Here is a 25,365-nt window from a genome sequence, read left to right as displayed (position 1 = left end):
GTACAGCCCCATCGCGCGCAAGCGCGCGCCTACAGGGTTTTCAAGGACTTCCACATGACCACTATCGCTCCGACCGAAGCCGACCTGCAGGCGCGCCTGGCGCAGCTCGACACGCTGCGCGCCGCGATCGCGCGCGCCGTCGTCGGCCAGGCCGGCGTCGTCGAACAGTTGCTGGTCGCGCTGCTCGCCGGCGGGCACGTGCTGCTCGAGGGCGTGCCGGGGCTGGGCAAGACGCTGCTGGTGCGCACGCTCGGCCAGGCGCTCGACCTGGACTTCCGGCGCGTGCAGTTCACGCCCGACCTGATGCCCAGCGACCTGCTGGGTACCGAACTGCTCGAGGAGGACCACGGCACCGGCCGGCGCCACTTCCGCTTCCAGGAAGGGCCGGTGTTCACCCAGTTGCTGCTGGCCGACGAACTCAACCGCACGCCGCCCAAGACCCAGGCCGCGCTGCTCGAGGCGATGGCCGAGCGCACGGTCAGCCACGCCGGCGTGACCCGCGCGCTGCCGCGGCCGTTCTTCGTGCTGGCGACCCAGAACCCGATCGAGCAGGCCGGGACCTACCCGCTGCCCGAGGCGCAGCTCGACCGCTTCCTGCTGCACGTCGCGCTGGGCTATCCGGATGCCGACGAGGAGCAGGCGATCCTGGCGCGCACGACCGGCGCCACCGAGGCCGAGGTGCCGCGCGTCATGGACGCCGACGCCGTGCTCGCGTTGCAGGCGCTGGTGCGGCAGGTGCATCTGGGCGAGGCCCTGCTGGGCTGGATCGCGGCGCTGGTGCGCGCAACGCGACCGGGCGAGGGTGCCCCCGAGATCGTGCGCGAGTACGTGCGCTGGGGCGCCGGGCCGCGTGCCGGGCAGTCGCTGGTGCTCGCGGCCAAGGCGCGCGCATTGCTGCACGGCCGGATCGCCGCGACGCGCGACGACGTCGCTGCCTTGATCACGCCGGTGCTGCGCCATCGCCTGGTGCTGTCGTTCGCGGCCGAGGCCGGGCAGGTCGATGCCGACGCCGTCGTCGCCGGCCTGCTGCGGGCACTGCCCGCACCGGACCGCTGAGGCGCACCGTGGCGGCTGCGAGCCCGGCAACGCCGTCGTCGTCGGACGGCCCGCCGCCCGGCGACGGGCTGACGCCCGCGCTGCGGGCGTGCCTGGCGACGCTGCGGCTGCGGCTGCGGCCGCGTCACGCGCGGGGCCGCGACGGCCTAGGCCAGCACGCCAGCCGCAACCGCGGCGCGGGCCTGGAGTTCGCGCAGTACCGCGCCTACGAGCCCGGCGACGAGCCACGGCAGATCGACTGGCGGTTGTACGCGCGCAGCGACCGGTTCTTCGTGCGCGAGGCCGAGCGTGAGAGCCCGGTCCGGGCCTGGGTGCTGCTCGACACCACCGCGTCGATGGCCCAGGCCGACGAGGCCGCGCCGCAGCGCACGCGGCTGGACGTTGCGCGCCTGCTGGCGACGTGCGTGGCCGAGATCGCGCAGCGCCAGGGCGACGCCTGCGGGCTGGCGACCTGCGGCGGCGCCGGCGTCGCGCTGGTGGCGCCGGGCACCGGGCCGCGGCAGCGCGACCGCCTGCGCCACGCGCTGGCGCAGGCGACGCCGGCCGATGGCTGGCCCGAGGCCGCGACGCTCGCCCCGGTCTGGGGCCGCATCGCGCGCGGCGACCTGGTCGTCGCGATCGGCGACTGGTTCGACGCGGGCGCGGTGGACGCGCTGCTACAACTGGCGCAGGCCGGGCGCGACGTGGTCGCGCTGCAGGTGCTGACCGCCGACGAGCGCGATTTTCCGTTCCGCGACGGCCGCCGCTTCGTCGACCCCGAGACCGGCGAGGCGCTGCTCGGCGACGGGCCGGCGCTGCGTGCCGACTATCTCGCGCGCTTCGGCGCGGCGCAGCGCGCGCTGGCGGCCCGATTGGGGGCGGCCGGCATCGCGTTCGCGACGCACGTCGCCGACGCGCCGGCCCAGGACGTGCTGCGCGCGCTGTTCGGCGATCGCGCGCGATGAGCCTCGGCCTGCTCGCACCGGCCGCGCTCGCCGCGCTGGCGGCGCTGGTGCTGCCGCTGCTGCTGCATCTGGCGCGCCGCGATGCGACGCGGCCCACGCCGTTCGCGGCACTGCGCTGGCTGCGCGAGCGGCCGAAGCCGCGCCGGCGTCTGCGCTTCGACGACTGGCCGCTGCTGCTGGCCCGCCTGCTGCTGCTTGCGCTGCTCGCGCTGTGGCTGGCGTGGCCGGTGCTGCACGGGGGTGCGGCGCCGGAACGCTGGACGGTCGTTGTGCCCGGCGTCGCGGCCGACGCGATGCCAGAGGCCGACCCCGACGCGCCGGTGCGCTGGCTGGCACCGGGCTTTCCCGAGGCGACGGGCGCCGCGCCGGCCGGCCCGGTGCCGGTCGCCAGCCTGCTGCGCGAACTCGACATGATGCTGCCGGCCGGCACCGCGTTGACGGTCGTCGTGCCCGGGACCGTCGACGGGGCCGACGGTGGCCGCGTGCTGCTGTCGCGCGCCGTGGACTGGCGGATCGTGGCGGCCGCGTCCGCTGCAGGTGAGCAGACCGTCGCGCCGCCGCCGCGGCTCGACGTGTTCGGGATTGCCGACGACGATCCCGCGCTGCGCACGCTCGCCGCGGTCGCGCGCGCCTGGCGCCCCGACGATGCGGACGCGCTGCGGCGTGGCGCGCCTGGCGATGCCCCGCGCGCGGATGCGGCGCTCGCCTGGTGGGGCACAGCCGCGCCGCCGCGCGCGCTGCTCGACGCCGCGGCCGGTCGCGTGCTGCTGCTCGGTCCGGCGGCCACGCTGCCGGGCGGCGCGCAGTGGCAGGCGAGTGGGGACGCCGCCGGGTTCGCACAGGCGGCCTGCGGCGCGTCGACCTGCGTGCGCTGGACCGGCCCGTTCGACCCGGCGCTCGACCCGGATCTGCTCGATCCCGGATTTCCGGCGAGTCTGCGCGACCGGCTGCAGCCGCGGCCGCCGCCGGCGCGCATTGCCGCAAGCGCGCTCGCGCCCGGCGCCGGCCTGGCGGCGTATCCGCCGACGCCGCGCGACCTGCGGCCATGGTGGGCGCTGCTGGTCGCGCTGGCGTTCGCGCTCGAGCGCTGGCTGGCCGCCGCCGCGCGCCGGACAACTGCCGCATGAGCGTCGCGTCCGCCCTGCAACGCGTGCGCCGTGCGGCGCGACGGCGCGCGGCCGCCGGCGTCGCACTGGTGGCCGCGCCGCTGGCGGTCGGCGTCGCTGCGATCGCCTGGCGGGCGGCCGGCGCACCGGCTGCAGCCGTCGCCGCGTCGCTGGTCGCCGCGGTGGCCGTGGGCGTCGCCGTGCGCCGCGTCCGCCACCTCGACACCCGCTGGCTGGTGCGGCGGGTCGATGCCGACCGCGTCGACATGGACGACAGCGCCGCGCTGCTGTTCGCCGACCCGGGCGCGCTCGCGCCGCTGCAGCGCTTGCAGCGCGCGCGGTTGGACGCCCGGCTCGCCGCGCGGCCGTGGACCCCGACGCCGGCGCCCTGGCCGCGGCGTGCGCTGGCGCTGGCGTGGGGGGCCGGTGCGCTGCTGGTGGCCGGCGCGCTTGCCTGGCCGACGGCCGCGCCCGCTGGAACCGCCGACGCCGTGCCCGCGCGCGCCGCGGCGCCGGGCGCGCCGGTGCTGCGGTCGCAGGCGCTGCGCATCGACGCGCCGGCCTACACCGGCCTGGCGCCGCGCACGCAGGTCGAGCTCGACGCGCAAGCGACGACCGGCGCGACGTTGCGCTGGACGCTGCGTTTCGCGCCGCAGCCGCAGCGTGTGGCCCTGCAGTTGCACGACGGCAGCGGGCTTGCGTTCGTGCGCCAGGGCGAGGATTGGACCGCGACGCTGCGGCTCGACCGGTCGTGGCTGTACCGCATCGCGGTCGATGGCAGGACCGACGGGGCCCTCGCGCGCGCCCAGCCCTGGCGCCTGGACGCGGTGCCCGACCGTCCGCCCGAGGTGCGCGTGCGCGCACCCGAGGCCACGCTGTCGACCTACGTGCGCGGCCAGCGCGCCTGGACGCTGGCGTTCGAGGCGGTCGACGACTTCGGGGTCGCGGCCGACGCGCGCCTGCGCATCACCGTCACCCGCGGCAGCGGCGAGGCGGTCACGTTCGAGGACCGCACGCGCACGCTGCGCGGCACCGGCGATGCGCGGGCGCGCGCGTTCGCGGCGACGCTCGACCCGGTCGCGCTGGGCCTGGAGGAGGGCGGCGACCTGGTCGTCCAGCTCGAGGTCCGCGATCACCGCGCCCCCGACCCGCAGGTCGCCCGCAGCGCCAGCCTGATCCTGCGCTGGCCGCCACCGACGCCACCCGATGCCGACGGGCTCGAAGGCCTGGCGCGCGACGTGCTGCCGGCATATTTCCGCAGCCAGCGCCAGATCATCCTCGACGCCGAAGCGTTGATCGCCGAGCAGCCGCGACTGGCGCGCGAGACGTTCGAGACCCGCTCGGACACGCTCGGCGTCGACCAGCGCCTGCTGCGGCTGCGCTACGGGCAGTTCCTGGGCGAGGAATCGGAAGGTGGCGCGCGTCGGCCGCCGCCGACCGCCGATGCCGACGACGCACCGCCTCCGCCGCCGCGCAAGCCGCTGCCGATCGACGACTTCGGCCAGGGCGAACCGCCCGCCACCGTCGCGCCGGAGGAAGACGCGCACGCACACGATGCGCAGGGCCACGACGCTGCGCACGACGACCACGACCACGACCACGACCACGACCATGACCACGGACAGGGACACGACCACGGACACGACCACGCGCCGCGGGACGCGACGACGTTCGGCCGCGCCGACGACGTGCTCGAGACGTTCGGCCACACCCACGACCTGCCGGAGGCCGCGACGCTGCTCGATCCGCAGACGCGCGAACTGCTGCGCGCCGCGCTGCGCGAGATGTGGCAGTCCGAACTGCACCTGCGCCAGGCCGCGCCGCGCGAGGCGCTGGCGCCGGCGAACCGTGCACTGGTGCTGATCAAGCAGGTCCAGCAGGCTGACCGCATCTACCTGGCGCGGGTGGGCACCGCGCTGCCGCCGGTGGATTTCGCCCGGCGCCTGGGCGGCGACCGCGACGGCATCGCCCCGCGCACCGTGCCGGGGCCGGACGCGACCGATGCCGACGTACCCGCCGCGGCCTGGCAGTCGCTGGCCTGGGACGAGGCCTTCGATCCGGCGGCGCTCGTCGCCTGGGCGCAGGCGCACCCGCGTGCGGTCGACGACCCGCTGGCGCTGCTGGCCGCGGTCGACGCGTTGCAGCGCGACCCGGGCTGCGCCGCGTGCCGGCAGGCGCTGCGGGGCCAGCTGTGGCACGTGCTGCAGCGGCCGCTGCCTGCACCGCCGCGCCGCGCCGCGATCGACGCAATCGGTGCACGCTATCTCGACGCGCTGCGGGAGGACGCGCCATGACGCCAGAACGCTGGCTGGTCGCGCTGTTGTCCGCCGGCGCCGCGCTGTCGATCCTGCGGCTGGCGACTGCGCACCTGCGCGCGCCGCGCGGCGCCCGGCCCGCGGTCTGGCGCACCTGCGCGCTCGCGGCGCTGACGGCGGTGTCCGCGGCCCTGCTGGCGCTGACGCTGCAGCCGCCGCCGGTGCCGGTCGCGCGCGACACGCTGGTCGTGCTGACCGCCGGCTGGGCGGATTTGCCGCGGCCCGCGTCGCAGCGGGTCGTCGCGTTGCCCGAGGCCGGCGACGGGCCGCCGGGGGCGACGCGGATGCCCGATCTGGCGACCGCGCTGCGGCGCCATCCCGACACGCAGGCGCTGGCCGTCGTCGGCGCCGGGCTGACGGCGCGCGACCGCGATGCGGTCGACGGGCGTGCGCTGGCGTTCGTACCGGCGGCGCTGCCTGCCGGCATCGTCGCGCTGGAGGTGCCGCGTGGCATCGCGCCGGGGGCGCGGTTCGAGGTGCGCGGCCGGGTCGCCGGCATCGACGGTGCGCAGGTCTCGCTGTCCGATCCCGCAGGCCGCGTCGTCGACGCGGCGGCGGCCGACGACGCGGGCCGCTTCCGGCTCGCCGGCACGGCGCGCGATGCCGGGGCCGCGACATTCGTCGTGCGGGTGCGCGACGCGGACGACGGCGAGGCGGACCGGGTCGACGTGCCGGTGGTCGTCGAGGACGTCGCGCCGGTCCGGGTGCTGCTGCTGGCCGGCGCGCCGAACCCGGACCTGCGCGCGCTGCGCCGCTGGTCCGAGGATGCGGGCCTAGGCCTGCGGTGGCGGGCCGCGCTGGGGGGCGGTGCCGGCGTGGGCGATGCGCCGGCGCTCGAGGCGGCGGGCCTCGCCGAACAGGACCTGGTCGTGCTCGATGCGCGTGCGTTCGACGGCCTGGGCGCGGGCGCGCGGGCCGCGCTGCGCAGCGCTGTGGCCGACGGCCTCGGCCTGCTGGTGCACGCGCCGCAGCCGCCGTCGGCCGCGCTGCGCGACTGGCTGCGTGGTACCGGGCTGACGATCGAAGCAGGGCCGGTGCGTCCCTGGCGGCCCGATCCCGGCCCGGCCGACGCGGCGCGGTGGCGCGCGTGGGCCGGCCCCGGCAGCGACGACGCGCCGTTCGACCCGCTGCTTGCCGGCGAGACGCCGCCGGCACTGGCCTATCGTCCGCTGACCGGCGGGTTGCCGGGTGCGGACGTCGGCCCGCCGGACATGATGCGCTGGCAGGCCTTCGGCCGCGGCCGCATCGGCCTGGTCACGCTGGCCGACAGCTGGCGCCTGCCGCTGGCCGGCCGCGCGGACCTGCACGCGGGACTGTGGAGTGGCTGGGCGGGCACGCTCGCGCGCGCCGGCGACCGCGCGGTGCCGGGGGTCGAGGGGCAGGGCCGTGTCGGCGACCGGCTGGCGCTGTGCGGGCTCGGCCCGGACGCGCACGTGGTCGCGCTCGACGGGCGCGCGGTGCCGCTGCTGCGCGACCCGGTCGCCGGCGGCTGCACCGGCCTGTGGCCGGACGCGCCCGGCTGGCATCGCATCGTCGACGCGGGCCGCAGCTGGCCGTTGCCGGTGCGCGCCGCGGACGACGCGCCGGGCCTGCAGGCCGCGCGTCTGCAGGCCGCGACGCGCGCACTGGTGCGCGAGGCCCCGGGTGCGGCCCCGGCGCAGGCGAGCGTCCCCGGCCCGAGCTGGCCCTGGGCGCTGGCCTGGCTGCTCGCGACGACCGCGCTGTGGGCGCTGGGCCGGGCGCGCCTGGGGCGCGCACGGGTGTCGGCGCCGCCCGGGATCGCCTAGCCTGCGGCCTGGGCGAGGGAGGGGCGACGATGACGCATCGCGGACGCTGCCATTGCGGCAGCCTGGCATTCGAACTGGACGGCGAGATCGCCGAGGTCTACGACTGCAACTGCTCGATGTGCCGCCGGCGCGGCGGCCTGCTGGCGTTCGCGCCCGCCGACGCGCTGCGCGAGACCGGCACCGGCGAAGCGGGCACGTACCGCTTCAACGCGCACCGGATCGACCACCATTTCTGCACCGTCTGCGGCATCGCGCCCTACAGCCGCGGTACCGGGCCGGACGGATCGCCGATGGCCTGCGTCAACGTGCGCTGCATCGACGGACTGGACCTGGCGTTGCTGAAGATCGTCCAGATCGACGGCGCCAGCTTCTGACGGCGACGCGGGCGCCGCCCGGGCGCCGGTTGCCCGCCCGGGCCGGGCTGCGGCAGACTCGGGGCGCCGCGCGATCGCCGGCTTTCCCTGCGCGCCGTCGGCGCCGTCCCGGCGCAGGTCCGTCGCCTGCGTCATCCCTGCGAGGAGCACGCCATGGTCACCCGTCGCGATTGCCTGAAACTCTCCCTCGGTGCCGGCCTGTCGCTTGCGCTGCCCGGCGCTGCGTTCGCCGTCTCCGCCGCGCCGTTGAACACGCGCGCGATCCCGTCGAGCGGCCAGCGCATCCCGGTCGTCGGGCTGGGCAGTTCGGCCACGTTCTCCCGCGCCGCGGGCGAGGACGCGGCCGCGGTGCGCGAGGTGCTGCGCACGCTGGCCGCCGAGGGCGGGGTGTTCGACACCGCACCCAGCTACGGCGCGTCGGAGGAGGTCGCCGGCCGCGCGGCGCAGGACCTGGGCATCGCCGATCGCCTGTTCTGGGCGACGAAGGTCAACGTCGCCGGCCGCGGCGCGGAGGCCAAGGCCGATCCGGCGCAGGCGCGCGCGCAGATCGAGACCTCGTTCGCGCGCCTGGGCCGCGACACCATCGACCTGGTGCAGGTGCACAACCTCGGCGACGTGCCGACGCAGCTGGGGATCCTGAAGACGCTCAAGGCCTCCGGGCGCGTGCGCCACATCGGCGTGACCTCGACGTCCAAGGCCGACTATCCGCGGCTGGTCGAGACGATGCGCCGCGAGCCGCTCGACTTCATCGGCGTGGACTACGCGATCGACAACCGCGACGTCGAGCGGACGATCCTGCCGCTGGCCGCCGAGCGCGGCATCGCGGTGCTGGTCTACGCGCCGTTCGGGCGTACGCGGCTGTGGAACCGCGTCGGCGACCGCGCGCTGCCGGACTGGGCCGCCGAGTTCGACGCCGCGAGCTGGGGGCAGTTCTTCCTGAAGTTCGTGCTCGCCAATCCGACGGTCACCTGCGTGACGCCGGCGACCAGTCGCGTGCGCAATCTCGTCGACAATCTCGGTGCCGGACGCGGGCGGCTGCCCGACGAGGCGCAGCGGCGGCGGATGATCGACCTGATCGAGGCGCTGCCGGCGGCGTGACCGGCGCAGCGCCGCGGGGGCCGGTCCGACGCGCGTGCGTGGGCCGGCCGGGCTCAGCCTTCCTCTTCCTCCTCGAACTCGACCAGCGCATCGAGGTCGAATGCCAGCGCCTCGACCGCCTCGCGCACCTTGCGCGCGGTCGCAGGGTTTCCGACCTCGACCTCGATCTCGTGCATCTGCGGACCGCCCACGTCGCTCAGACCGGCGGAGCTGGAGTCGGCGTCGTCCATGTGCGGCATCAGGTCGTCGATCTCCTCGACATGCTCGATGCCTTCGACGCTCTGCAGGAGATTGATCACCGCGCGGGCGGTGTCGTCGCTGCCGGTCAGGCGGATACGGAGCATGGGCATGGCGGTTCCTCTTCTTCGATCGGGCGGGGAAGCGTGAGGCTGGAAGAAGCCGGCGCAAGCCCGCGTGACGAATGCGTGCGATGCGCGTCGGTCAGGCGCGCAGCCAGCGCATCGACAGTGCGACGCACGCGATCGCCACGGCGACGCCGAGGAACGCGACGATCAGTCCGGTCGCGTGCGCGACGAAGCCGATCAGCGCCGGACCGGCGAGCACGCCGGTGTAGCCGAGCGTGCTGATCGCCGGGATCGCCTGCGCCTCGGGCATCGTCGTCTGCCGGCCGGCCATCGAGAACATCACCGGCACGATGTTGGCGCAGCCCGCGCCGACCAGCGCGTAGCCGGCGAGCGCGAGCGTGCCGTCGGGCACGAGCGTCGCCACGCAGAGCCCGGCGCAGGCGCACAGCGCACCCAGCACCACCGCGCGGCGGTCGCCCAGGCGCTGCACGAGGCCGTCGCCGAGCAGCCGCGCCACCGTCATCGCCAGCGAGAACACGACGAACCCGAGCCCCGCGCGTGCAGCGTCCACGCCACGGACCTCGTGCAGGAACACCGCACTCCAGTCGAGCATCGAGCCCTCGACCAGGAACGTCACGAAGCACAGCACGCCGATGAACGCGACCACGCCGCGCGGCCATGCGAACGCGGCGGTGTCGCGCGCCAGCCGCTCGCTCCGCCAGTGCCGCGCCGAGGGCCCGTGCAGCGCCAGGATCGCGGCCGCGACCAGCACCGCCGCCAGCCACGGCGCCAGGCCCGCGCTCAGCAGCGCGGTCATGCCGGCGGCGCCGACGAAACCGCCGATGCTGTAGAACGCGTGGAAGCCCGACATCATCGGACGCGCGGCGTCGCGCTCGACCGCGACCGCCTGCAGGTTCATCGCGCAGTCCATCGCGCCGATGCCGGCGCCGAACGCGAACAGCGCGGCCGCCAGCAGCCACGGCGCACCGGCGAGCGTGAGTGCCGGCAGCGCCGCGCAGATCAGCAGCAGCGCGGCGACCATGACGCGCCGGCAGCCCTGGCGCGCGGCGAGCGCGCCGGCCATCGGCATCGCCAGCAGCGAGCCGGTGCCCAGGCACAGCAGCACCAGGCCGAGCGAGGCTTCGTCCAGGCCGGTGCGGGTCTTGGCGAACGGGACGATCGGGGCCCAGGCGGCGATCGCGAAGCCGGGGATGAAGAACGCGGCGCGCGTCGCATGCTGCTGCGCGCGGGGAGAGGAGGCGGGGGAGGACATGCAAGAAGAAGGGCGGTGCGGCGCGGCAGTGTGCGACAGGGGCGCGTCGGACGCGAGTGTGTCAGGCGGCGAAGGCCGGACCCGGACGAAGACTCACGCGCCTTCGGGCGAACGGCCGAAATCCGGTCCGAGTCCCCGGCGGAAATCTGCAAAGCCGGCACCGCCGAGATAATGGCCGGTGTCGCGGTGCAGCACCGCGAAGATGCCGTAGCCCAATGCCTGCCAGTGACCGATGTAGCGCAGCAGTCGGTTCCAGACGTCTTCTTCGGTCGGCGGCACGGCCGAGAGATGCCGCAGGACTTCAGGGTCGGCCAGCATGGCGCGCATCGGCGCGAAGTCGTCGAGGACATGCGGGCGCAGCCTCAGGCGGGCGGTTTCGACGATGGTCATGGCGCTGTGGGCGTGCGCACCGGCACCGTGATGTTGCACAGGTCGATGTGCTCGGCCGGACGCAGGTACCAGGCGTCGCGGCGGTTGCGGCGCGACTCGACCACCGCGTCGAACAGCGGCGTGTCGGTACGCAGCACCTCGAGCGGCGTGCGTTCGGCGAGCGGCGTCTCGGAGGCCAGCCGGACCGCGCGGATCGGCGTGCGCTGCGCGGCATCGGTGTAGAAGCCGAGCGGACCTGTGCCGCGCGGGAGCACGCTCAGCAGTTCCATGCCCCGCAGCACGCGGCCGACGACGGTGATGTTGCGGTCGAGCTGGCGCGGCGACTGCCCGGTGACGACGTAGAGCTCGGTGCCGTTGCTCGAATCGGGCGCGGTGTCGCGGCCGGCGCCGAGCGTGCCGTAACAGTGCGCGAGCCAGGCGCGCCCGTCGCGGCCGGCCTGTGCGGCGGCGTCGCGCGCGGCCGGAAAACCGGCGGCGAACCCGGTCTGCGCGGCCCAGCCGTCGGGGTCGGGCAGGGCGTGGAAGTCCAGCCCCGTCGCCGGGCGGTCGAACTCGGCCGGCAACCGCGCGCGGGCGCTGCCGATCGGCTTGCCCGGCGCGCCGTCCTCGACGATGTCGCCGAACTGCACGACGAAGTTGTCCTGCGCGCGGTAGAGCGTCAGGCCGTTCCAGAAGCCCTCGCGTGCGAGCGTGCGGATGTTGGTCACGTGCGCAGGCGCGAAGTCCGGCGCCAGTTCGATGATCACCCGACCGGTCGCGAGGTCGAGATACAGCGTGTCCTGCGGGTCGGGCGTGCGCCAGTCCGCCGGCGTCGAGGCGTCGAGCAGGTCCTGGGTCGAGCGCGCGTCGGGCGCACGCGTGTCGGCGGCGCCGGGGGCGGGCACGCTCGCGCAGCCGGCGAGCAGCAGCGCGAGCGCGATCGCGCATGCGGCGGGACGGTGCGGACGGGACGGGAGCAGGCGCATGGGCGGATTCCGGCGGGGTCGAGCGCCGATTGTGGCCGACGCGGGCCGCCGCATGACTAGCGGCACATTCGCTATAGCGAAGTTCGCAATAGAGTCCTGGTCGAACGAGTGGAGGGGCGGGCATTGACCGGGAGCGACGACGGCGACGACGCGGGCCTGCGCAAGTTCCAGAAGGAACTGAGCGCAGGCACGGTGTCGCTCGCGCTGCTGGCGGTGCTGGGCGCGAGCGCCGAGCCGATGTACGGCTACCAGATCGCCAAGCGGCTCGAACGGCTCGACGGCGTGCTCGCCGGCAAGCAGAGCGCGCTGTACCCGGTGCTGCGCAACCTCGGTGCCGCGGGGCTGCTCGACAGCCACGTCGCGCCGTCGGACGCCGGGCCGCCGCGCCGCTACTACCGCATCACCGAGGCAGGGCGGACGACCCTGCGCCACTGGGCCGCCGCCTGGCGTGCCACCCGCGATTCCGTCGACGCCGTCCTGGAGGGGATGATCGAATGAACACCCAAGGCCTGCCGCAGAGCATCCCCGAATACCTGGAGCAGCTGCGCCGTGCGCTGGCCGGTGCCGACCCGGCGCTGGTCCAGGACGCGCTGTACGACGCCGAGGAATACCTGCGCTCGGAATTGGCCGAGCAGCCCGGGCGCTCGGAGGCCGAGGTCATCGCCGCGGTCGCCTCGAGCTACGGCGCGCCCGACGAGGTCGCCGAGATCTACCGCGACACCGAGGTCAAGGTGCAGACCGCGCTGCGGCCGCCGGTGCCGGCGCCGCGCAGCTCGCTGGCCGGGCGCTTCTTCGGCGTCGCCGCCGATCCGCGCACATGGTCGGCGCTGTTCTACATGCTGCTGTCGCTGGCCACGGGCATCTTCTACTTCCTGTGGGTGGTGCTGGGCCTGTCGATCTCCGGCGGCCTGGTCATCGTGCTGGTCGGCATCCCGCTGCTGATCCTGTTCCTGGGCTCGGTGCGGGTGCTGTCGTTGGTGGAAGGCCGGCTGGTCGAGGTCATGCTCGGCGAGCGCATGCCGCGCCGGCCGCTGTACGCGGCGCGCGGCCGCAGCTGGACCCAGCGCATCGCCGACATGTTCACCGACGCGCGGACCTGGAGCACGCTGCTGTACATGCTGCTGATGCTGCCGCTGGGCATCGTCTACTTCACGGTGGTGGTGAGCCTGCTGAGCGTCGCGCTGCCGCTGGTCGCCGCGCCGCTGGCGCTGCTGCCGGGCTTGAACCTCAACCTCTGGATCTCGGGCATCGACGTGCCGCGGCAGGCGCCGTTCCTGCTGCCGCTGCTGTCTGGCGTCGGCGTGCTGCTGCTGTTCGCGACCTTGCACCTGTGCCGCGGCATCGGCCGCGTGCACGGCGCGATCGCCAAGCAGTTGCTGGTCAAGTCCGCGCAATTCGCATGAGCCGGGGCATGCTCGGCGGCTGTCGGGGCGAGAGCGGGTGTTGTCGTACTACGCACGGCCGGCGCGAGCCAGGCGAGAGCCGCAGCACCGCAGCCGCGAGACCGCATTGGGACTGCGCAAGCGGGGCGCTCGAGCTCGCGGCCACGCTGCTGGACGCGCTGCGCGCGGCCGGGCGTCGCCTGTCGACGTGTCGCCCGCGAGATGGCGCCCCCGGGCGTGAAGGCGGCGCAGACCCAGACTCGATGTCACGTCGACCCCGGAAACGCGAAAGGCCGCCTCTCGGCGGCCTTCGGGCATCGTGGCGCGGCGGGTCAGACGCCGGCGACGCGGCGGGCGACCTGGAATCGGGTGGCCCAGTAGCCGGAATCGAGGTCGGAGACCATCACGTCCTTGCCGGTGCGCGGGGCGTGCACGAAGCGGCCTTCGCCCAGGTAGATGCCGACGTGGTCGATGCGGTTGCCGCGGCGGCCGAAGAACACCAGGTCGCCGGCGGTCAGCGAGGTGCGGTCGATCCGCTCGCCGTTCTGGGCCATGTCGCGCGAGACGCGCGGCAGCTCGATGCCCAGCGCGGTGCGGAAGACGTAGCCGACCAGGCCGCTGCAGTCGAAGCCGCTGTCGGGGCTGGACCCGCCCCAGCGGTATGGGGTGCCGATCAGGGTGAGCGCGCGCTTGAGCAGCGACTCGACCCGGCCGTCGGCGACCTGCACCGGCTTGTCGACGTCCATCGCGATCAGCTGGTTGATGTCGCTGGCCAGCAGCATCTGCGGCTGCTGCAGCTGGGCGGCGGGGGCGGCGATGGCCTTGGCGACCGAGGTGGTCTGCTCGATCTGGTCGGCCGAGTCGGCGGCCAGGCCGGGGCCTGCGAAAGCGGGGGCGGCGGCCAGCGCGAGAACCAGCGCGGCGGCGGTGTTGCGGAGGAGGCTGCGGGAGGCGCGAGCGCCGTTCAGGGGCGCGTCTGTCGTCGTCACGTGGGCTTCACATCGTCCGGACCAGCGGGGGAAGCTACCGGGTTTGCGCGAAGGAGTTGTTAAACGAAAGTTACTGAATACGCGCAAGCCCCTGTTTAGGCTGGTAATTCAGTGAAGAACGCGTCGAGAGCCGGTGTAGTGGCTGCGCCAGTAACTGCCGTCCAAGTGGTCGAGGCGGACGGTGCCGCCGGTGCTCGGGGCGTGCACGAACCGGCCTTCGCCGACATAGATGCCCACGTGCGAGACCGCGCCGCCGCTGCCGAAGAACACCAGGTCGCCGGGCGCCAGGCGCGCGGCGTCGATCTTCGGCCCCTGGTAGGCGTAGAGCTCGCGCGAGGAGCGAGGCAGCCGCAGGTCGAGCATGTCGCGGAACACGTAGTTGACCAGCCCGCTGCAGTCGAAGCCGCCCTCGGGCGTGTTGCCGCCGTAGCGGTAGGGCGTGCCGACCAGGCTGATCGCGCGCATCAGCACCGCGTTCGCTGCGGCGGGGTCCGACGGGGCGACCGCCGTCCATGCGCGTTGCGGCGCCGGTGCCGAGGCGGCCGGCGCGGCCGGGCGCACGTCGCGGCCGCCGCAGCCGGCCAGCGCGAGCAGCGCCGGCACCAGCGCGGCGACCGCCAGCCGCCGGCCGGGGACGGTTGGCGCGGACGCACCCGAGTCGGGATAATGCGGCGCTGCCTGCATGACGTCGCTCCGCCTTCGAAAGTGCCGGCATCGTGCCGCATCTGCGCCATCGTCCTCAAGCGGCCTCGCGGCCGCGCCACCGGGTATCCCTAATGAAGATCGAGAAAGACCGCGTCGTCCGTTTCCACTACAGCGTCGCGGAGGCCGGCCAGGCGCCGGTGGAGACGTCGCGCGATCGCGATCCGCTGGCGATCCTGTTCGGCCACGGCAACATCATCCCGGGCCTGGAGAAGGCGATGGACGGCCGCGAGGCCGGCGAGAGCTTCCAGGCCGACGTCACCGCGGCCGAGGCCTATGGCGAGCGTCGCGAGGGCATGAGCCAGCGCGTGCCCAAGAAGCACTTCGGCGACCAGAAGCTCAGCGTCGGCCAGCAGGTCGTACTCAACACCAGCTTCGGCCCGCGCGCGGTGACGATCGAGAAGGTCGGCATGAGCGTGGTCGACGTCGACCTGAACCATCCGATGGCCGGCAAGGACCTGACGTTTGACATCGAGATCGTCGAGGTGCGTGAGGCCTCGCCCGAGGAGATCGAGCACGGCCACGTCCACGGCGACGGCGGCCACCACCACTGATCCGGCGACGGCGCGCGACGCGGGGAGGCGTCGCGCGGCCGGGACGGATCCGCTGGCAGGGGGACATGCGATGAACGCGCCACGGCACGCTGCGCTCGGACCGGTGCCCGCCACCGAGCGGCTGGACATCCTCGATGCCCTGCGCGGCGTCGCGCTGCTGGGCGTGTTCGCGATGAACGTCGAATGGTTCTCGCGGCCGATGCAGGAGATGGGCACGGGCATCGCGCCCGACGCCGTCGGCCTCGACCGGGCGGTCGCGTGGGGCGTCCACGTGTTCGTCGCCGGCAAGTTCTGGACGATGTTCTCGCTGCTGTTCGGCATGGGCTTCGCGCTGATGAGCGACCGCATCGCCGCGTCCGGACGGCCGGTCGCGCCGGTCTTCCTGCGCCGCCAGGCGGTGCTGCTGGCGTTCGGCCTGCTGCATATCGCACTGATGTGGTGGGGTGACATCCTGCACAGCTATGCGATCGCGGGCCTGCTGCTGCTGGCGATGCGCGAGGTCGCGCCGCGCTGGCAGCTCGTTGCGGGCCTGGCGCTGTACGGCGGCATGGGCCTGGTCTACCTGGCCAACGCCGCGGTGCTGGTCATCGTGCCCGAGTCGATGCTGGCCGACCTGGCGGGCGCGATCGCCTCCGGCCGCGAGGCGGCCGAGCGCGTCTATCCCGGCGGAAGCTTCGGCGCGGTCGCGCAACGGCGCGTCCTCGACTACCTGCAGCTCGGCCTGCAGGGCCAGATGTTCCAGGTTCCGATGATCGCCGGCGTATTCCTGATCGGCAGCTGGCTGCTGCGCGGCGGCTGGCTGCGCGCGCCGGCCGCGCATCGCGGGTTCTGGCTGCGGCTGCTGTGCTGGGCGCTGCCGCCGGGCGTGCTGTTCACCGCGCTGGGCGTGTGGCTGGGGACCTCGTTCGACGGCCCGCTCGCGCCGCGCGCGGCAGGGTCGGGCGGGTTGATGCTGCTCGGCGCGCTGCCGCTGTCGCTGGTCTACGTCGCGTTGCTGGTGCTGGCGTGGACGTCGACATCCGGCGCGCGGGTGCTGCGCGCGTTCGCGCCGGCCGGGCGCATGGCGCTGACGCACTACCTGGCCCAGTCGCTGCTGTGCTCGCTGCTGTTCTACGGCTACGGCGCCGGGCTGTGGGGCGAGCTCGGCCGTGCGGCGCAGACCGGCCTGGTGCTGGCGGTGTTCGCGCTGCAGTTGGCGATCAGCCATGCGTGGCTGGCCCGGCACCGCCACGGGCCGGCGGAATGGCTGTGGCGCTGGGCGACCTACGGCCACCGGCCGCAGTGGCGGCGCGCGTCCGGGATGGCATGAGGCCACGCGACGACGTACTGATCGTCGGCGGCGGCGCGATCGGGCTGGCCTGCGGGCTGGCGCTGGTCGAGGCCGGGCGCCGGGTGCGGGTGCTCGAGGCGGGCACCGCGGGTTGCGGCAGCTCGCACGGCAACTGCGGCACGATCACGCCCAGCCACGCAGGGCCGCTGGCGGCGCCGGGCACGATCGCCCGCGCGCTGCGCTGGCTGTTCGCCGGCGACGCGCCGCTGCGCATCGCACCGCGTTTCGACCCGGCGCTGTGGGCGTGGCTGGCGGGCTTCGCGCTGCGCTGCAACCGCCGCGACTGGCGGCACGCGATGCGCGCGCGGGCGTCGATCCTGCAGGCGTCGCGGGCGGCGTTTCCCGGCTGGCTCGCCGACCACGGCATCGACTGCGAGTTCGCGGCGACCGGCATCGACTACGTCTACCGCGACCGCGCGCAGTTCGACGCCTTCGAGGCGGAGGGGCGGGCGCTGCGCGAGCTGGGGATCGAGCTGTCGCAGATCGACGGCGCACGTGCGCTGCGCGAGGAGCCGGCGCTGCGCGAGGGCACCGCCGGCGTCGTGCGCTTCCCGGGCGATGCGCGGCTGCGGCCCGACCGCTACGTCGCCGGGCTCGCCACCGCGTTCCGCGCGGCGGGCGGCGTGCTGGAGGAGCATTGCGAGGTGCTGTCGGCCGGGGAGACCGCCGACGGCGTGCGCGTGACGACCGCGCGCGGCGGGTTCGCCGGCCGCGACCTGCTGCTGGCCGCCGGCGCCTGGTCGCCGGGCGTCGCGCGCGGGCTGGGGCTGCGCGTGCCGGTGCAACCGGGCAAAGGCTACTCGATGACGTATGCGCGGCCGCCGTCGGCGCCGGCGCGCTCGATTGTGCTGCACGAGCGCAGCGTGTTCGTGACCGTCTGGGAGGCCGGACTGCGGCTTGGCGGCACGATGGAGTTCGCCGGCCACGACCGCAGCCTCAACCGTGTTCGGATCGACGCGATCGAGCGCGCGGCCGGCGAGTACCTGCACCTGCCGGCGGCGCCGCATCGCGAGGACACCTGGACCGGCCTGCGGCCGGTCTGCGTCGACGACTTGCCGCTGATCGGACCGGCGCCGGGGCATCGTCACGTCTGGCTGGCGACCGGCCATGGCATGCTCGGCATCAGCATGAGTGTCGCCACCGCCCACCTGATCCGCGATCTGATCCGCGGAACCCCGCCGGGGTTCGACCCGGCCCCGTTCACGCCGGCGAGGTTCGCGTGACCGCGGCCGGCGATGCGCTCGCGTTCGACCTGATCGTCCTCGGCGGCGGCTCGGGCGGGCTCGCCGCGGCCTTCCGCGCCGCCGAGCACGGACAGCGGGTCGCGCTGCTCGAGCCGTCCGAGCTCGGCGGGACCTGCGTCAATGTCGGCTGCGTGCCGAAGAAGGCGATGTGGCTGGCCGCCGACCTCGGGTTGCGTATCGGCCACGCGGCGCGGCTGGGTTTCGCGCTGCCGGCCGACGGACGCCGCACGTTCGACTGGCCGGCGTTCCTGACCGACCGCCAGCGCTATATCCACAACATCCATGCCAGCTATCGCTGGCGCCTCGACCGCGACGGCGTGGCGCTGCTGCCCACGCGCGGCCGGCTGGCCGGGCAGGGCACGGTGGAGACCGCCGACGGCGCGCTGCTGCGCGCGCCGCACATCGTGCTCGCGACCGGATCGCGGCCGATCGTACCCGACATCCCCGGCGCGCCGCTGGGCGTGGTGTCGGACGATTTCTTCGGCTGGACGCAGGCGCCGTCGCGCGTGGCGATCGTCGGCGGCGGTTACGTCGCAGTCGAACTCGCGGGCGTGCTGCAGGCGCTCGGCAGCCAGGTCGACCTGGTTGTGCGCGACGGCCGGCTGTTGCGCCAGGCCGAGCCCGAACTGGTCGCCCAGTTGCAGGACAACTACCGCCAGCAGGGCGTGGAGCTTCGGCTGGGCGTCGCGTCGCGCGCGCTGCACCGTCAGCCCGGCGGGCGGATCGCGATCGAGACCGATGGCGACGAGCGGCTCGACGGCTACGACGAAGTGCTGTTCGCGACCGGCCGCCGGCCCAATACCGATGATCTGGGCCTGGATCGCGTGGGGATCGTGCCCGACCCGAAGGGGCACCTGCCGGTCGACGCGTTCCAGGACACGCCGGCGCCGGGCGTGCACGCGGTCGGCGACATCTGCGGCTGCGGGCCTGCGCTCACGCCGGTCGCGATCGCGGCCGCGCGTCGGCTCTGCGACCGGCTGTTCGGCGGCCGGCCCGAGGCCCGGCTCGATCCGGACAACGTGCCCAGCGCGATCTTTTCCCATCCGCCGCTGGCGATGGTCGGGCTCACCGAGGCCCAGGCGCGCGAGCGCCACGGCGACGACGTGCACGTGTACACCAGCCGCTTCCGCCCGATGATCGAGGCGCTGGCCGACACGCCGCAGTGCAGCCTGTTCAAGCTGGTCTGCATCGGCGAGTCGCGCCGCGTGGTCGGCCTGCACCTGCTCGGCGACGCCGCCGACGAGATCCTGCAGGGCTTCGCCGTCGCGCTGAAGATGGGCGCCACGCTGGACGATTTCCACGACACCATCGCGATCCATCCCACCAGCGCCGAGGAAGTGGTGCTGATGCGCTGACCGGCTGCGCGGGCCGGGCGTTCAGGGCAACAGGCGCAGGGCCTCGGCGCCGCCGCGGACCGCATCGACGACCAGCCTGCGATCGAAGCTGGCCAGCCGTCCGCCCATCCGGACCGCGAGCGCCAGCAGATAGGTATCGGTGACCTGGCCCGAGGACAGCAGCCGGTCGTGCGCGACGTGCGACGCATCGAGCAGGCTCAACGCGTCGGGCCAGAAGCGGTGCGCCGGGTGCGCGCACAGGCCGGCCAGCACCTGCGCGGCCTCGGCGACCGAGCCGGCCGGGTTGGGATAGCGCGGGTTGGCCATGATCCGCAGCGCGCCGTTCTGGGTGATCGGGCATGAGGCCCAGCCCTGCGCGCCTTCCTCGGCGAACCAGTCGTGGGCGCGGTCGTGGTGGGCGTGCAGGGGGTCGATCAGCGCGAGCAGCACGTTGACGTCGAGCAGGTGGACCGGCGCGCCCGGCGGCCAGCCGGGCGCACGCTCCGCGACCCGATGCCGGGCCGCCGTCACGGGGCCTCGTCCCGGAGCCGGTTCACCAGCTCGAGCGTCGCCCGGTCGGCACCGGGCCGCGCCGGCAGCAGCGGGATCCCGTTGCGGTAGCGCGGGGCGGGCGCGGCCGGCCTCAGGCCCTTGCGGGCGAGTTCGGACACCACTTCCCCGAGGCTGCGACCCTGCGCCTGGGCGAGCGCGCGGGCAGCGGCGAGTACGTCGTCGTCGAGCGAAAGGGTGGTGCGCATGGCCGGCACTCCGCGAACGGGCTGCATCAAGCATCACGCATCAAGCATCGGCTTGCAAGCGGGCGCCAGGTGCGCCACAGGGCTGCGCGTCCGCCGCAGATGTCGCGTCTATCGTGCGTCGCGCCCGTCCGCTCGCGCCTGCGCGTATCGCGACCAGGTCGCCTCGATCGTTTCGCCGGTCAGCGCGGCCCAGGTGTCGGGCGTGTACGCGCCGGCCCGCAGCGCGGCGTCGAGCCGGCGGACCAGGCCCGGGTGCGCGGCGTCGGCCCACTTGAGGAACGCGCCGCTGACGCGGTAGCCGGTGTCGTGGCGGTGGTCGTCCGCGACGGCGTCGGGCAGGGCCCAGCCGCTGGCCGCATTGTCGAGGCCGTAGCGGTCGCGCGCGTAGTCGGCGATCCCCTCGGTCAGCCAGACCGGCGCGCCTACGCCATAGCCGGGGTAGGCCTGCACGATGTGCATGGCCTCGTGCGTGACCAGGTCGACATCGCCCGGCCGCTCGACGAGCCAGGCCGGGTTGATCGTCATCGTCGCGTGGCCCTTGTTGTCGACGAAGGCGACGCCGTCGTAGCCGGCGTCGATGACGATGTCGACGGCGTCCGCCGCCGCGGGGTTGAAGTCCGCGCGCTGGCGCGCGTACGCGGAGAAGAACGTCTCGACGATGCGCGCGCGCATCGTGGCGTCGAGCGCGTCGGACGCATCGCGATAGACGAGCGTCACGCCGTCGCGCTCGATCGTGGTCTCGGTGGCCGCGGCGGTCGCCAGCGGCAGCAGGCACAGCAGCGGAAGCAGGCGGGCGGACCGGATCATCGGCGGGTCTCCAGCGGAACGGGCACGTGGGGGGCGAGCAGCTCGATCTCCGCCAGCTGCAGGCGGCCGGGCGCGGAGAAGCGCACGCGGTAGGCGTCGAAGTCGCCGGGCGACCCGATGCGGAACGGGCGCGTCTGGCGCGGCCAGTCGAAGGACTCGGCCCGGCGGATGTCGAGCGTGCGCCAGGCGCCGTCGCCGCGACGCGCCTCGAGCGTCCACGCGGCGTCGCGGACCGGGCGCTCGCCCGAGGTCAGCGTATAGAAGTGCGCGCGGGCGGCCTGCGGCAGCGCGACCTCGACCGTGGCGTCGTCGCCGCGCAGCCACAGGTCGGTCGTGGCGTCGTCGTCGAGCAGCGCCCCGGCTGCGGTGCCGTCGGCGAGCGCGGCCCGCGCGCCGGGCGTCGCGAGATCGGCCAGCGTCGTCGGCGCCTGGCCGGCCGGCGTCAGCGACGGCGGCGCATCCTCGGGGCGGCTGCCCCAGGTCGAGGGCTCGGGTCCCATGCGGAACTCCAGCGTGGCACCGGCCGCGACGATCTCGTGCGGGATCCAGCTGCGATGCCACGGTCGGCCGTTCACGGTCAGCGACTGCACGTAGACGTTGCGCGGCGCGTGGTCGATCGCGCGCACCTCCAGCGTCCGGCCTTCGCCCAGCCGCACGCGCGCGTGCTCGAACAGCGGCGAGCCGATCACATATTCGGGCGCGCCCATGCGCAGCGGATACAGGCCCAGCGCCGCGAACAGGTACCAGGCCGACATCTCGCCGTTGTCCTCGTCGCCCGGGTAGCCCTGGCCGATCTCGCTGCCCAGGTACAGCCGCGCCAGCGCCTCGCGCACGATGCGCTGGGTCTTCCACGGCTGGCCGGCGTACAGGTACATCCACGGGATGTGGTGCGCGGGCTGGTTGCTGTGCGCGTACATGCCCATGCGCACGTCGCGCGCCTCGGTCATCTCGTGGATCACGCCGCCATAGGCGCCGACCAGCGCCGGGTCCGCCGTTTCGGGCGTGGCGAAGAACGCATCGAGCTTGGCCGCCAGCGCTTCGCGGCCGCCGTAGAGTGCGGCCAGGCCGTTGCCGTCGTGCGGCGCGGTGAACGCGAACGTCCAGCCGTTGGATTCGGTGTAGTCGTGGCCCCACACCCGCGGGTCGTACTGCGCGGACGGCACCCGCCAGGCGCCCTCGGCGTCGCGGCCCTGGAAGAAGCCGGCCTGCCGGTCGAACAGCTGCGCGTAGGCCGCCGCACGGTAGCGGAAGTACTCGGCCTCCTCGTCGTAGCGGCGTCGGGCCTGTGGCGTGTCGGCGCGCTCGGCCAGCGCCTGCGCCATGCCGGCGATGCCGAAGTCGTTGAGCGCGCCCTCCATCGTCCACGACATGCCCTCCGGCACGCGGGTGTCGGCGTAGCCGCGGAACGTCGCTTCGGCCATGCCTTTGCGGCCGACGTGGCGGCTGGGCGGCACGACCGTCGCGTTCTTGCGCGCCGCCTCGTAGGCCAGCACCGGGTCGAAGCCGCTCACGCCCTTGCGCCAGGCATCGGCGAAGGCGACGTCCGTGCTGGTGCCGACCATCAGGTCGGCGTAGCCGGGCGAGGACCAGCGCGCCAGCCAGCCACCGGCCCGGTACTGCTCGAGGAAGCCGTCGACGAGTCCGCCGGCCTCGTCGGCCGCGAACAGCGTGTAGGCCGGCCACGCAGTGCGGAAGGTGTCCCACAGGCCGTTGTTGACGACGATCCGGCCGTCGCGCACCGGCGCGAAGCTGCGCTGCGCATTGCCCTGCGCGTTGTCGTCGGCGCTGCTCATCTGGCTGGCGTAGCGCCAGTCGGGCCGCGCGGCGGTGCCGGCGTTCTCGGCGCCGCTGTTGGGGTACAGGAACAGTCGGTAGAGGTTGGAGTAGAGCGTGGTGCGCTGGTCGTCGCTGGCGCCGTCGACCTCGATCCGTCCCAGCAGTGCGTCCCACTGTCCGCGGGCACGTTCGGAGACGCTGGCGACGGTGTCGGCCTCGGCGATCTCCAGCGCGAGGTTGTGCCAGGCCTGCTCGATCGAGATCAGCGAGGTCGCGACGTGCATGCGGACGGTACGCGTGGCGTCGACGTCGAACTTGACGTAGCCGGTCGGCCGGCCGGTGTCGATCGTGCCGCTGTTGCGCCACGGCCTGTCGAAGCGCGCGACCACGAACATGCGCGTCGCGCCGGTCGACAGCCCGCTGCGCACGTCGGTGTGGCCGGCCAGCGTGCCGGTGGCGGGGTCGAGCTGCAGGCCGCCGCGGTCGTCGACGTTGTCGAACAGCAGGTTCGCGTCGCCGCCTTCCGGGAACGCGAACTCGAAGACCGCCGCATGGTCGGTCGGTGCGAGCGCCGTCTCGATACCGTTGTCGAAGCGCACGCGGTACAGGTGCGGGCGCGCGGTCTCGGTCTCGCGCGCGAACGGCAACGACCGCGCGATGCGGTCGGCGTCGGGCACGCCGCGCGCCGACGACGGCATGACCTGGAAGGTCTGGCGGTCGCCCATCCACGGGCTGGTCTGGTGGCTGAGCGCCAGCGCCTGCAGCCGTGGGCGGTTGGCCGCATCGTTGTGCTCGTTCCAGCGGTAGAGCCAGTTCAGCACGCCGGCGTCGGTCACCGGCGTCCAGAAGTTGAAGCCATGCGGCACCGCGGTCGCCGGGATGTTGTTGCCGCGCGAGAAACGGCCATTGGACTGGGTGCCGCGGGTCGTGAGCACCCAGTCGCTGGGATGCGCCGGCACCGTGCGCGCGACCCGTGCCAGCGCGACGTCGTCGATCCAGCCGCGTGCCGGTACGCCGTCGGGCGGTTGCACATCGAGCTCGATCGCGACCACGCGCCGGCCGTGCAGCGCCGGCACGTCGCCCAGGCGCACCGCCTTGCGCGCCCATTGCTGCGGGTACAGCGATTTCGACGCGCCCTGCGCATGCGCGCCGAGCGCGACGCCGTGCTGGTCGCGCGCGTCGCTGGCCGACAGCCGGCTGCCGTCGTCGAACACCAGGTCCAGCGACACCCAGGTCGAGGCCGTGGTGTCGCCGTCGATGATCTCCGGCAGCGCCAGCCACGACAGTTCGGTGTCGGCCTCGACGGTCACGTCGACGTCGAACAGCCGGCGACGGCCCGGCGCCGCGGCCACGTAGCGCAGCGCGTGCAGGCCGCTGTAGCCGGCGCCCGCGCGCGCGGCGTACGGCGCCTCGGGGCCGTCGCCCACGCGCACGTCGATGCGGGCCTCGGCCGACGCCGCCGGCTGCGGCTGCCCGCGCTCGAACGAACTGGCGAAGCCGGTGTCGCGTGCCTGCGCCGGCAGCGCGAACGCGGCGACGAGCGCGCAGGTCCCCAACACGCGAGGGACGGGGTTGCGGGTCATGCCGGTTCGCTCCTGTCGCGAGGGCGCGGTGCGGACGTGCGCGTGCCGCGGTCGTCGGGCGCGTGCGCGTAGGTCAACGAGCTGTCGCGCTCGACCAGGTGCACCGCCGCGATCGTCGTGCGCTGCGGGGCATCGGGCGCACGACCGCGCGCGAGCACGATGTCCACCGCCTGGCGGCCGAGCGCGCGCGGCGCGGTGGCCAGCGTCGTCAGTGCCGGCACCTGTGCGCAGGCCTCGGGCGTGTCGTCGAAGCCGGTGATCGCGAAGTCCCGACCGGGCGCGATATTGCGCGCGCGCAGGCCCATCATCAGCCCGAACGCGACGCCGTCGTTGTAGGCGACCACGGCCGTGGGCGCCGGGTCGCGCGCGAACAGCGCCGACGTCGCCAGGCTCGCGGCGACCCGGGTCGGCGGGCATTCGACGACCCACTGCGGCTCGGGCGTCACGCCGGCGTCGGCGAGCGCGGTGCGATAGCCGTCCGCGCGCTGGCGGAACGAGCTCGAGGTGCGGCTGCCGCCGAAGAACGCGATGCGCCGGTGGCCCTGGGCGAGCAGGTGCTCGGTCGCCAGTCGCGCGCCGGCGGCGTTGTCGGCACCCAGGTAGTCCCAGTCGCCGTCGGCGACCTCGCGGTTGAACAGCAGCAGCGGCGTGTGCAGCCCGACGACGGGACGCAGGTCGTCGGCGCGGGTGCCGTCGGCAGGCGTCAGGATCACGCCCGCCGGTCCATGCTCGACCAGCGACGCCAGCACCGCGCGCTGGCGCTCCACCGACTCGCCGCTGCTGCCCAGCAGCATCACGCAGCCGGCAGCGGCCAGCGCTTCGTCGACGCCCGCGGCGAACTCCGCGACGAACGGGTTGGACAGGTCGTTGACGACGAGTGCGACGCTGGTGGAGATCTTGCGGCGCAGGTTCGCCGCGCTGCGGTTGTAGACGTAGCCCTGGCGGCGGATTTCGGCTTCCACACGGCGTCGGGTCTGCGCGGCGACGACCGGGCTGCCGCCGAGCACCAGCGAGACCGTCGCCGGCGACACACCGCAGGCGCGTGCGATGTCGGCCAGGGTCACCCGTCGGCGCGGTTCGGGTCGGGTCATGGCTGGATCGTTTTAAGGGTGGGGCCGATCGTGCAGAAGAACCGTGCGCTTGGCAAACCGCGCCGCAACACCGGGTGGCCGTGCAGAGCCGTATAGACGCGGGTCGGGCGCGCGAAAGCATGTCGCAGTGCCATGCTGGCAATGGTTTTTAACGATTTAATCGAATCCGGGCGTCGCCGAGCGGCCGCATCGCCCGATCATT

24 protein-coding genes are annotated in these 25,365 nt (G+C 74.4%); 13 read left to right on the top strand and 11 right to left on the bottom strand.

Annotated features, from left to right (window positions below):
* The first annotated feature begins 54 nt into the window (after positions 1-54).
* The 7 genes from WQ56_RS09860 (at position 55) to WQ56_RS09830 (ending at position 8,680) form a co-directional block, all read left to right on the top strand.
* On the top strand, positions 55-1,056 hold the full coding sequence (locus tag WQ56_RS09860; RefSeq protein ID WP_047136929.1) for a MoxR family ATPase: 1,002 nt from the start codon (positions 55-57) through the stop codon (positions 1,054-1,056).
* 68 nt (positions 1,057-1,124) lie between these two features.
* Positions 1,125-2,000 (top strand): DUF58 domain-containing protein, encoded by an 876-nt coding sequence (locus WQ56_RS09855; RefSeq protein ID WP_047136988.1) that lies wholly within the window; start codon positions 1,125-1,127, stop codon positions 1,998-2,000.
* Positions 1,997-3,127, top strand: coding sequence for a BatA domain-containing protein (locus tag WQ56_RS09850; protein ID WP_047136928.1), 1,131 nt, complete (start codon positions 1,997-1,999; stop codon positions 3,125-3,127). The genes WQ56_RS09855 and WQ56_RS09850 overlap by 4 nt, the downstream gene beginning before the upstream one ends.
* A complete protein-coding gene (locus tag WQ56_RS09845) occupies positions 3,124-5,400 on the top strand; it encodes a hypothetical protein (RefSeq protein WP_047136927.1) in 2,277 nt (758 codons plus the stop codon). Before WQ56_RS09850 ends, WQ56_RS09845 begins: the two co-directional genes overlap by 4 nt.
* Positions 5,397-7,208, top strand: coding sequence for a hypothetical protein (locus WQ56_RS09840; protein WP_047136926.1), 1,812 nt, complete (start codon positions 5,397-5,399; stop codon positions 7,206-7,208). The genes WQ56_RS09845 and WQ56_RS09840 overlap by 4 nt, the downstream gene beginning before the upstream one ends.
* A gap of 29 nt (positions 7,209-7,237) precedes the next feature.
* A complete protein-coding gene (locus tag WQ56_RS09835; protein WP_047136925.1) occupies positions 7,238-7,582 on the top strand; it encodes a GFA family protein in 345 nt (114 codons plus the stop codon).
* 153 nt (positions 7,583-7,735) lie between these two features.
* Complete coding sequence (locus tag WQ56_RS09830; RefSeq protein WP_047136924.1) at positions 7,736-8,680, top strand: aldo/keto reductase; 945 nt, start codon at positions 7,736-7,738, stop codon at positions 8,678-8,680.
* Between the two features lie 53 nt (positions 8,681-8,733).
* Here the strand turns inward: WQ56_RS09830 and WQ56_RS09825 are convergent, their stop codons facing one another.
* The 4 genes from WQ56_RS09825 to WQ56_RS09810 all read right to left on the bottom strand — a co-directional run bounded on the left by WQ56_RS09825 (position 8,734) and on the right by WQ56_RS09810 (position 11,613).
* On the bottom strand, positions 8,734-9,030 hold the full coding sequence (locus WQ56_RS09825; protein ID WP_047136923.1) for a hypothetical protein: 297 nt from the start codon (positions 9,028-9,030) through the stop codon (positions 8,734-8,736).
* 91 nt (positions 9,031-9,121) lie between these two features.
* The gene (locus WQ56_RS09820; protein WP_047136922.1) at positions 9,122-10,258 is read right to left on the bottom strand and encodes an MFS transporter; all 1,137 of its coding nucleotides are present in this window, start codon (positions 10,256-10,258) and stop codon (positions 9,122-9,124) included.
* A 93-nt stretch (positions 10,259-10,351) separates the two neighbouring features.
* Positions 10,352-10,648, bottom strand: coding sequence for a GNAT family N-acetyltransferase (locus tag WQ56_RS09815; RefSeq protein WP_052772950.1), 297 nt, complete (start codon positions 10,646-10,648; stop codon positions 10,352-10,354).
* Positions 10,645-11,613, bottom strand: a complete 969-nt coding sequence (locus WQ56_RS09810; protein WP_047136921.1) for a peptidylprolyl isomerase — start codon at positions 11,611-11,613, stop codon at positions 10,645-10,647. The genes WQ56_RS09815 and WQ56_RS09810 overlap by 4 nt, the downstream gene beginning before the upstream one ends.
* A 123-nt stretch (positions 11,614-11,736) precedes the next feature.
* Here WQ56_RS09810 and WQ56_RS09805 point away from each other — a divergent pair, with 123 nt between their 5' ends.
* Both WQ56_RS09805 and WQ56_RS09800 read left to right on the top strand, forming a co-directional pair.
* A complete protein-coding gene (locus WQ56_RS09805) occupies positions 11,737-12,111 on the top strand; it encodes a PadR family transcriptional regulator (protein ID WP_047136920.1) in 375 nt (124 codons plus the stop codon).
* Entirely contained in the window at positions 12,108-13,016 is a 909-nt protein-coding gene (locus WQ56_RS09800) for a sensor domain-containing protein (RefSeq protein ID WP_047136919.1), read from the top strand. The genes WQ56_RS09805 and WQ56_RS09800 overlap by 4 nt, the downstream gene beginning before the upstream one ends.
* Before the next feature lie 311 nt (positions 13,017-13,327).
* Here WQ56_RS09800 and WQ56_RS09795 read toward each other — a convergent pair whose 3' ends face one another.
* Both WQ56_RS09795 and WQ56_RS09790 read right to left on the bottom strand, forming a co-directional pair.
* The gene (locus tag WQ56_RS09795) at positions 13,328-13,984 is read right to left on the bottom strand and encodes a C40 family peptidase (RefSeq protein WP_047136918.1); all 657 of its coding nucleotides are present in this window, start codon (positions 13,982-13,984) and stop codon (positions 13,328-13,330) included.
* A 108-nt stretch (positions 13,985-14,092) separates the two neighbouring features.
* Complete coding sequence (locus tag WQ56_RS09790) at positions 14,093-14,668, bottom strand: C40 family peptidase (RefSeq protein ID WP_047136917.1); 576 nt, start codon at positions 14,666-14,668, stop codon at positions 14,093-14,095.
* Between the two features lie 92 nt (positions 14,669-14,760).
* On the opposite strand from WQ56_RS09790, the gene WQ56_RS09785 reads away from it, so the two are divergent.
* From WQ56_RS09785 to gorA, 4 genes are all read left to right on the top strand, one after another.
* On the top strand, positions 14,761-15,240 hold the full coding sequence (locus tag WQ56_RS09785) for a peptidylprolyl isomerase (protein ID WP_047136916.1): 480 nt from the start codon (positions 14,761-14,763) through the stop codon (positions 15,238-15,240).
* Between the two features lie 70 nt (positions 15,241-15,310).
* Entirely contained in the window at positions 15,311-16,549 is a 1,239-nt protein-coding gene (locus WQ56_RS09780) for a DUF418 domain-containing protein (RefSeq protein WP_047136915.1), read from the top strand.
* On the top strand, positions 16,546-17,793 hold the full coding sequence (locus tag WQ56_RS19315; protein ID WP_047136986.1) for an FAD-dependent oxidoreductase: 1,248 nt from the start codon (positions 16,546-16,548) through the stop codon (positions 17,791-17,793). The genes WQ56_RS09780 and WQ56_RS19315 overlap by 4 nt, the downstream gene beginning before the upstream one ends.
* Positions 17,790-19,169 (top strand): glutathione-disulfide reductase, encoded by a 1,380-nt coding sequence (gene gorA, locus WQ56_RS19310; RefSeq protein WP_047136914.1) that lies wholly within the window; start codon positions 17,790-17,792, stop codon positions 19,167-19,169. The genes WQ56_RS19315 and gorA overlap by 4 nt, the downstream gene beginning before the upstream one ends.
* Before the next feature lie 21 nt (positions 19,170-19,190).
* Here gorA and WQ56_RS09765 read toward each other — a convergent pair whose 3' ends face one another.
* From WQ56_RS09765 to WQ56_RS09745, 5 genes are all read right to left on the bottom strand, one after another.
* Complete coding sequence (locus tag WQ56_RS09765) at positions 19,191-19,679, bottom strand: TA system VapC family ribonuclease toxin (protein WP_156170491.1); 489 nt, start codon at positions 19,677-19,679, stop codon at positions 19,191-19,193.
* Positions 19,676-19,906, bottom strand: a complete 231-nt coding sequence (locus tag WQ56_RS09760; protein ID WP_047136913.1) for a CopG family transcriptional regulator — start codon at positions 19,904-19,906, stop codon at positions 19,676-19,678. The genes WQ56_RS09765 and WQ56_RS09760 overlap by 4 nt, the downstream gene beginning before the upstream one ends.
* Before the next feature lie 108 nt (positions 19,907-20,014).
* Complete coding sequence (locus WQ56_RS09755) at positions 20,015-20,713, bottom strand: basic secretory protein-like protein (protein WP_047136912.1); 699 nt, start codon at positions 20,711-20,713, stop codon at positions 20,015-20,017.
* Positions 20,710-24,072, bottom strand: coding sequence for a GH92 family glycosyl hydrolase (locus tag WQ56_RS09750; protein WP_047136911.1), 3,363 nt, complete (start codon positions 24,070-24,072; stop codon positions 20,710-20,712). The genes WQ56_RS09755 and WQ56_RS09750 overlap by 4 nt, the downstream gene beginning before the upstream one ends.
* The gene (locus tag WQ56_RS09745) at positions 24,069-25,163 is read right to left on the bottom strand and encodes a LacI family DNA-binding transcriptional regulator (RefSeq protein WP_047136910.1); all 1,095 of its coding nucleotides are present in this window, start codon (positions 25,161-25,163) and stop codon (positions 24,069-24,071) included. Before WQ56_RS09745 ends, WQ56_RS09750 begins: the two co-directional genes overlap by 4 nt.
* Positions 25,164-25,365: the final 202 nt, after the last annotated feature.

The organism is Luteimonas sp. FCS-9 (assembly GCF_001014645.1).
In the GTDB taxonomy this organism is placed as follows: Bacteria; Pseudomonadota; Gammaproteobacteria; order Xanthomonadales; family Xanthomonadaceae; genus Luteimonas.
Note: the sequence above shows the minus strand (reverse complement) of the source record. Positions and strands in the feature narration are given on the sequence as shown.

What these genes read in the sequence shown, in the direction of transcription:
- WQ56_RS09860 (WP_047136929.1), top strand. Translation starts at nt 55, where the DNA reads ATGACCACTATCGCTCCGACCGAAGCCGACCTGCAGGCGCGCCTGGCG.
- WQ56_RS09850 (WP_047136928.1), top strand. Translation starts at nt 1,997, where the DNA reads ATGAGCCTCGGCCTGCTCGCACCGGCCGCGCTCGCCGCGCTGGCGGCG.
- WQ56_RS09845 (WP_047136927.1), top strand. Translation starts at nt 3,124, where the DNA reads ATGAGCGTCGCGTCCGCCCTGCAACGCGTGCGCCGTGCGGCGCGACGG.
- WQ56_RS09840 (WP_047136926.1), top strand. Translation starts at nt 5,397, where the DNA reads ATGACGCCAGAACGCTGGCTGGTCGCGCTGTTGTCCGCCGGCGCCGCG.
- WQ56_RS09835 (WP_047136925.1), top strand. Translation starts at nt 7,238, where the DNA reads ATGACGCATCGCGGACGCTGCCATTGCGGCAGCCTGGCATTCGAACTG.
- WQ56_RS09830 (WP_047136924.1), top strand. Translation starts at nt 7,736, where the DNA reads ATGGTCACCCGTCGCGATTGCCTGAAACTCTCCCTCGGTGCCGGCCTG.
- WQ56_RS09825 (WP_047136923.1), bottom strand. Translation starts at nt 9,030, where the DNA reads ATGCCCATGCTCCGTATCCGCCTGACCGGCAGCGACGACACCGCCCGC.
- WQ56_RS09820 (WP_047136922.1), bottom strand. Translation starts at nt 10,258, where the DNA reads ATGTCCTCCCCCGCCTCCTCTCCCCGCGCGCAGCAGCATGCGACGCGC.
- WQ56_RS09815 (WP_052772950.1), bottom strand. Translation starts at nt 10,648, where the DNA reads ATGACCATCGTCGAAACCGCCCGCCTGAGGCTGCGCCCGCATGTCCTC.
- WQ56_RS09810 (WP_047136921.1), bottom strand. Translation starts at nt 11,613, where the DNA reads ATGCGCCTGCTCCCGTCCCGTCCGCACCGTCCCGCCGCATGCGCGATC.
- WQ56_RS09800 (WP_047136919.1), top strand. Translation starts at nt 12,108, where the DNA reads ATGAACACCCAAGGCCTGCCGCAGAGCATCCCCGAATACCTGGAGCAG.
- WQ56_RS09790 (WP_047136917.1), bottom strand. Translation starts at nt 14,668, where the DNA reads ATGCAGGCAGCGCCGCATTATCCCGACTCGGGTGCGTCCGCGCCAACC.
- WQ56_RS09785 (WP_047136916.1), top strand. Translation starts at nt 14,761, where the DNA reads ATGAAGATCGAGAAAGACCGCGTCGTCCGTTTCCACTACAGCGTCGCG.
- WQ56_RS09780 (WP_047136915.1), top strand. Translation starts at nt 15,311, where the DNA reads ATGAACGCGCCACGGCACGCTGCGCTCGGACCGGTGCCCGCCACCGAG.
- WQ56_RS19315 (WP_047136986.1), top strand. Translation starts at nt 16,546, where the DNA reads ATGAGGCCACGCGACGACGTACTGATCGTCGGCGGCGGCGCGATCGGG.
- WQ56_RS09760 (WP_047136913.1), bottom strand. Translation starts at nt 19,906, where the DNA reads ATGCGCACCACCCTTTCGCTCGACGACGACGTACTCGCCGCTGCCCGC.
- WQ56_RS09755 (WP_047136912.1), bottom strand. Translation starts at nt 20,713, where the DNA reads ATGATCCGGTCCGCCCGCCTGCTTCCGCTGCTGTGCCTGCTGCCGCTG.
- WQ56_RS09750 (WP_047136911.1), bottom strand. Translation starts at nt 24,072, where the DNA reads ATGACCCGCAACCCCGTCCCTCGCGTGTTGGGGACCTGCGCGCTCGTC.
- WQ56_RS09745 (WP_047136910.1), bottom strand. Translation starts at nt 25,163, where the DNA reads ATGACCCGACCCGAACCGCGCCGACGGGTGACCCTGGCCGACATCGCA.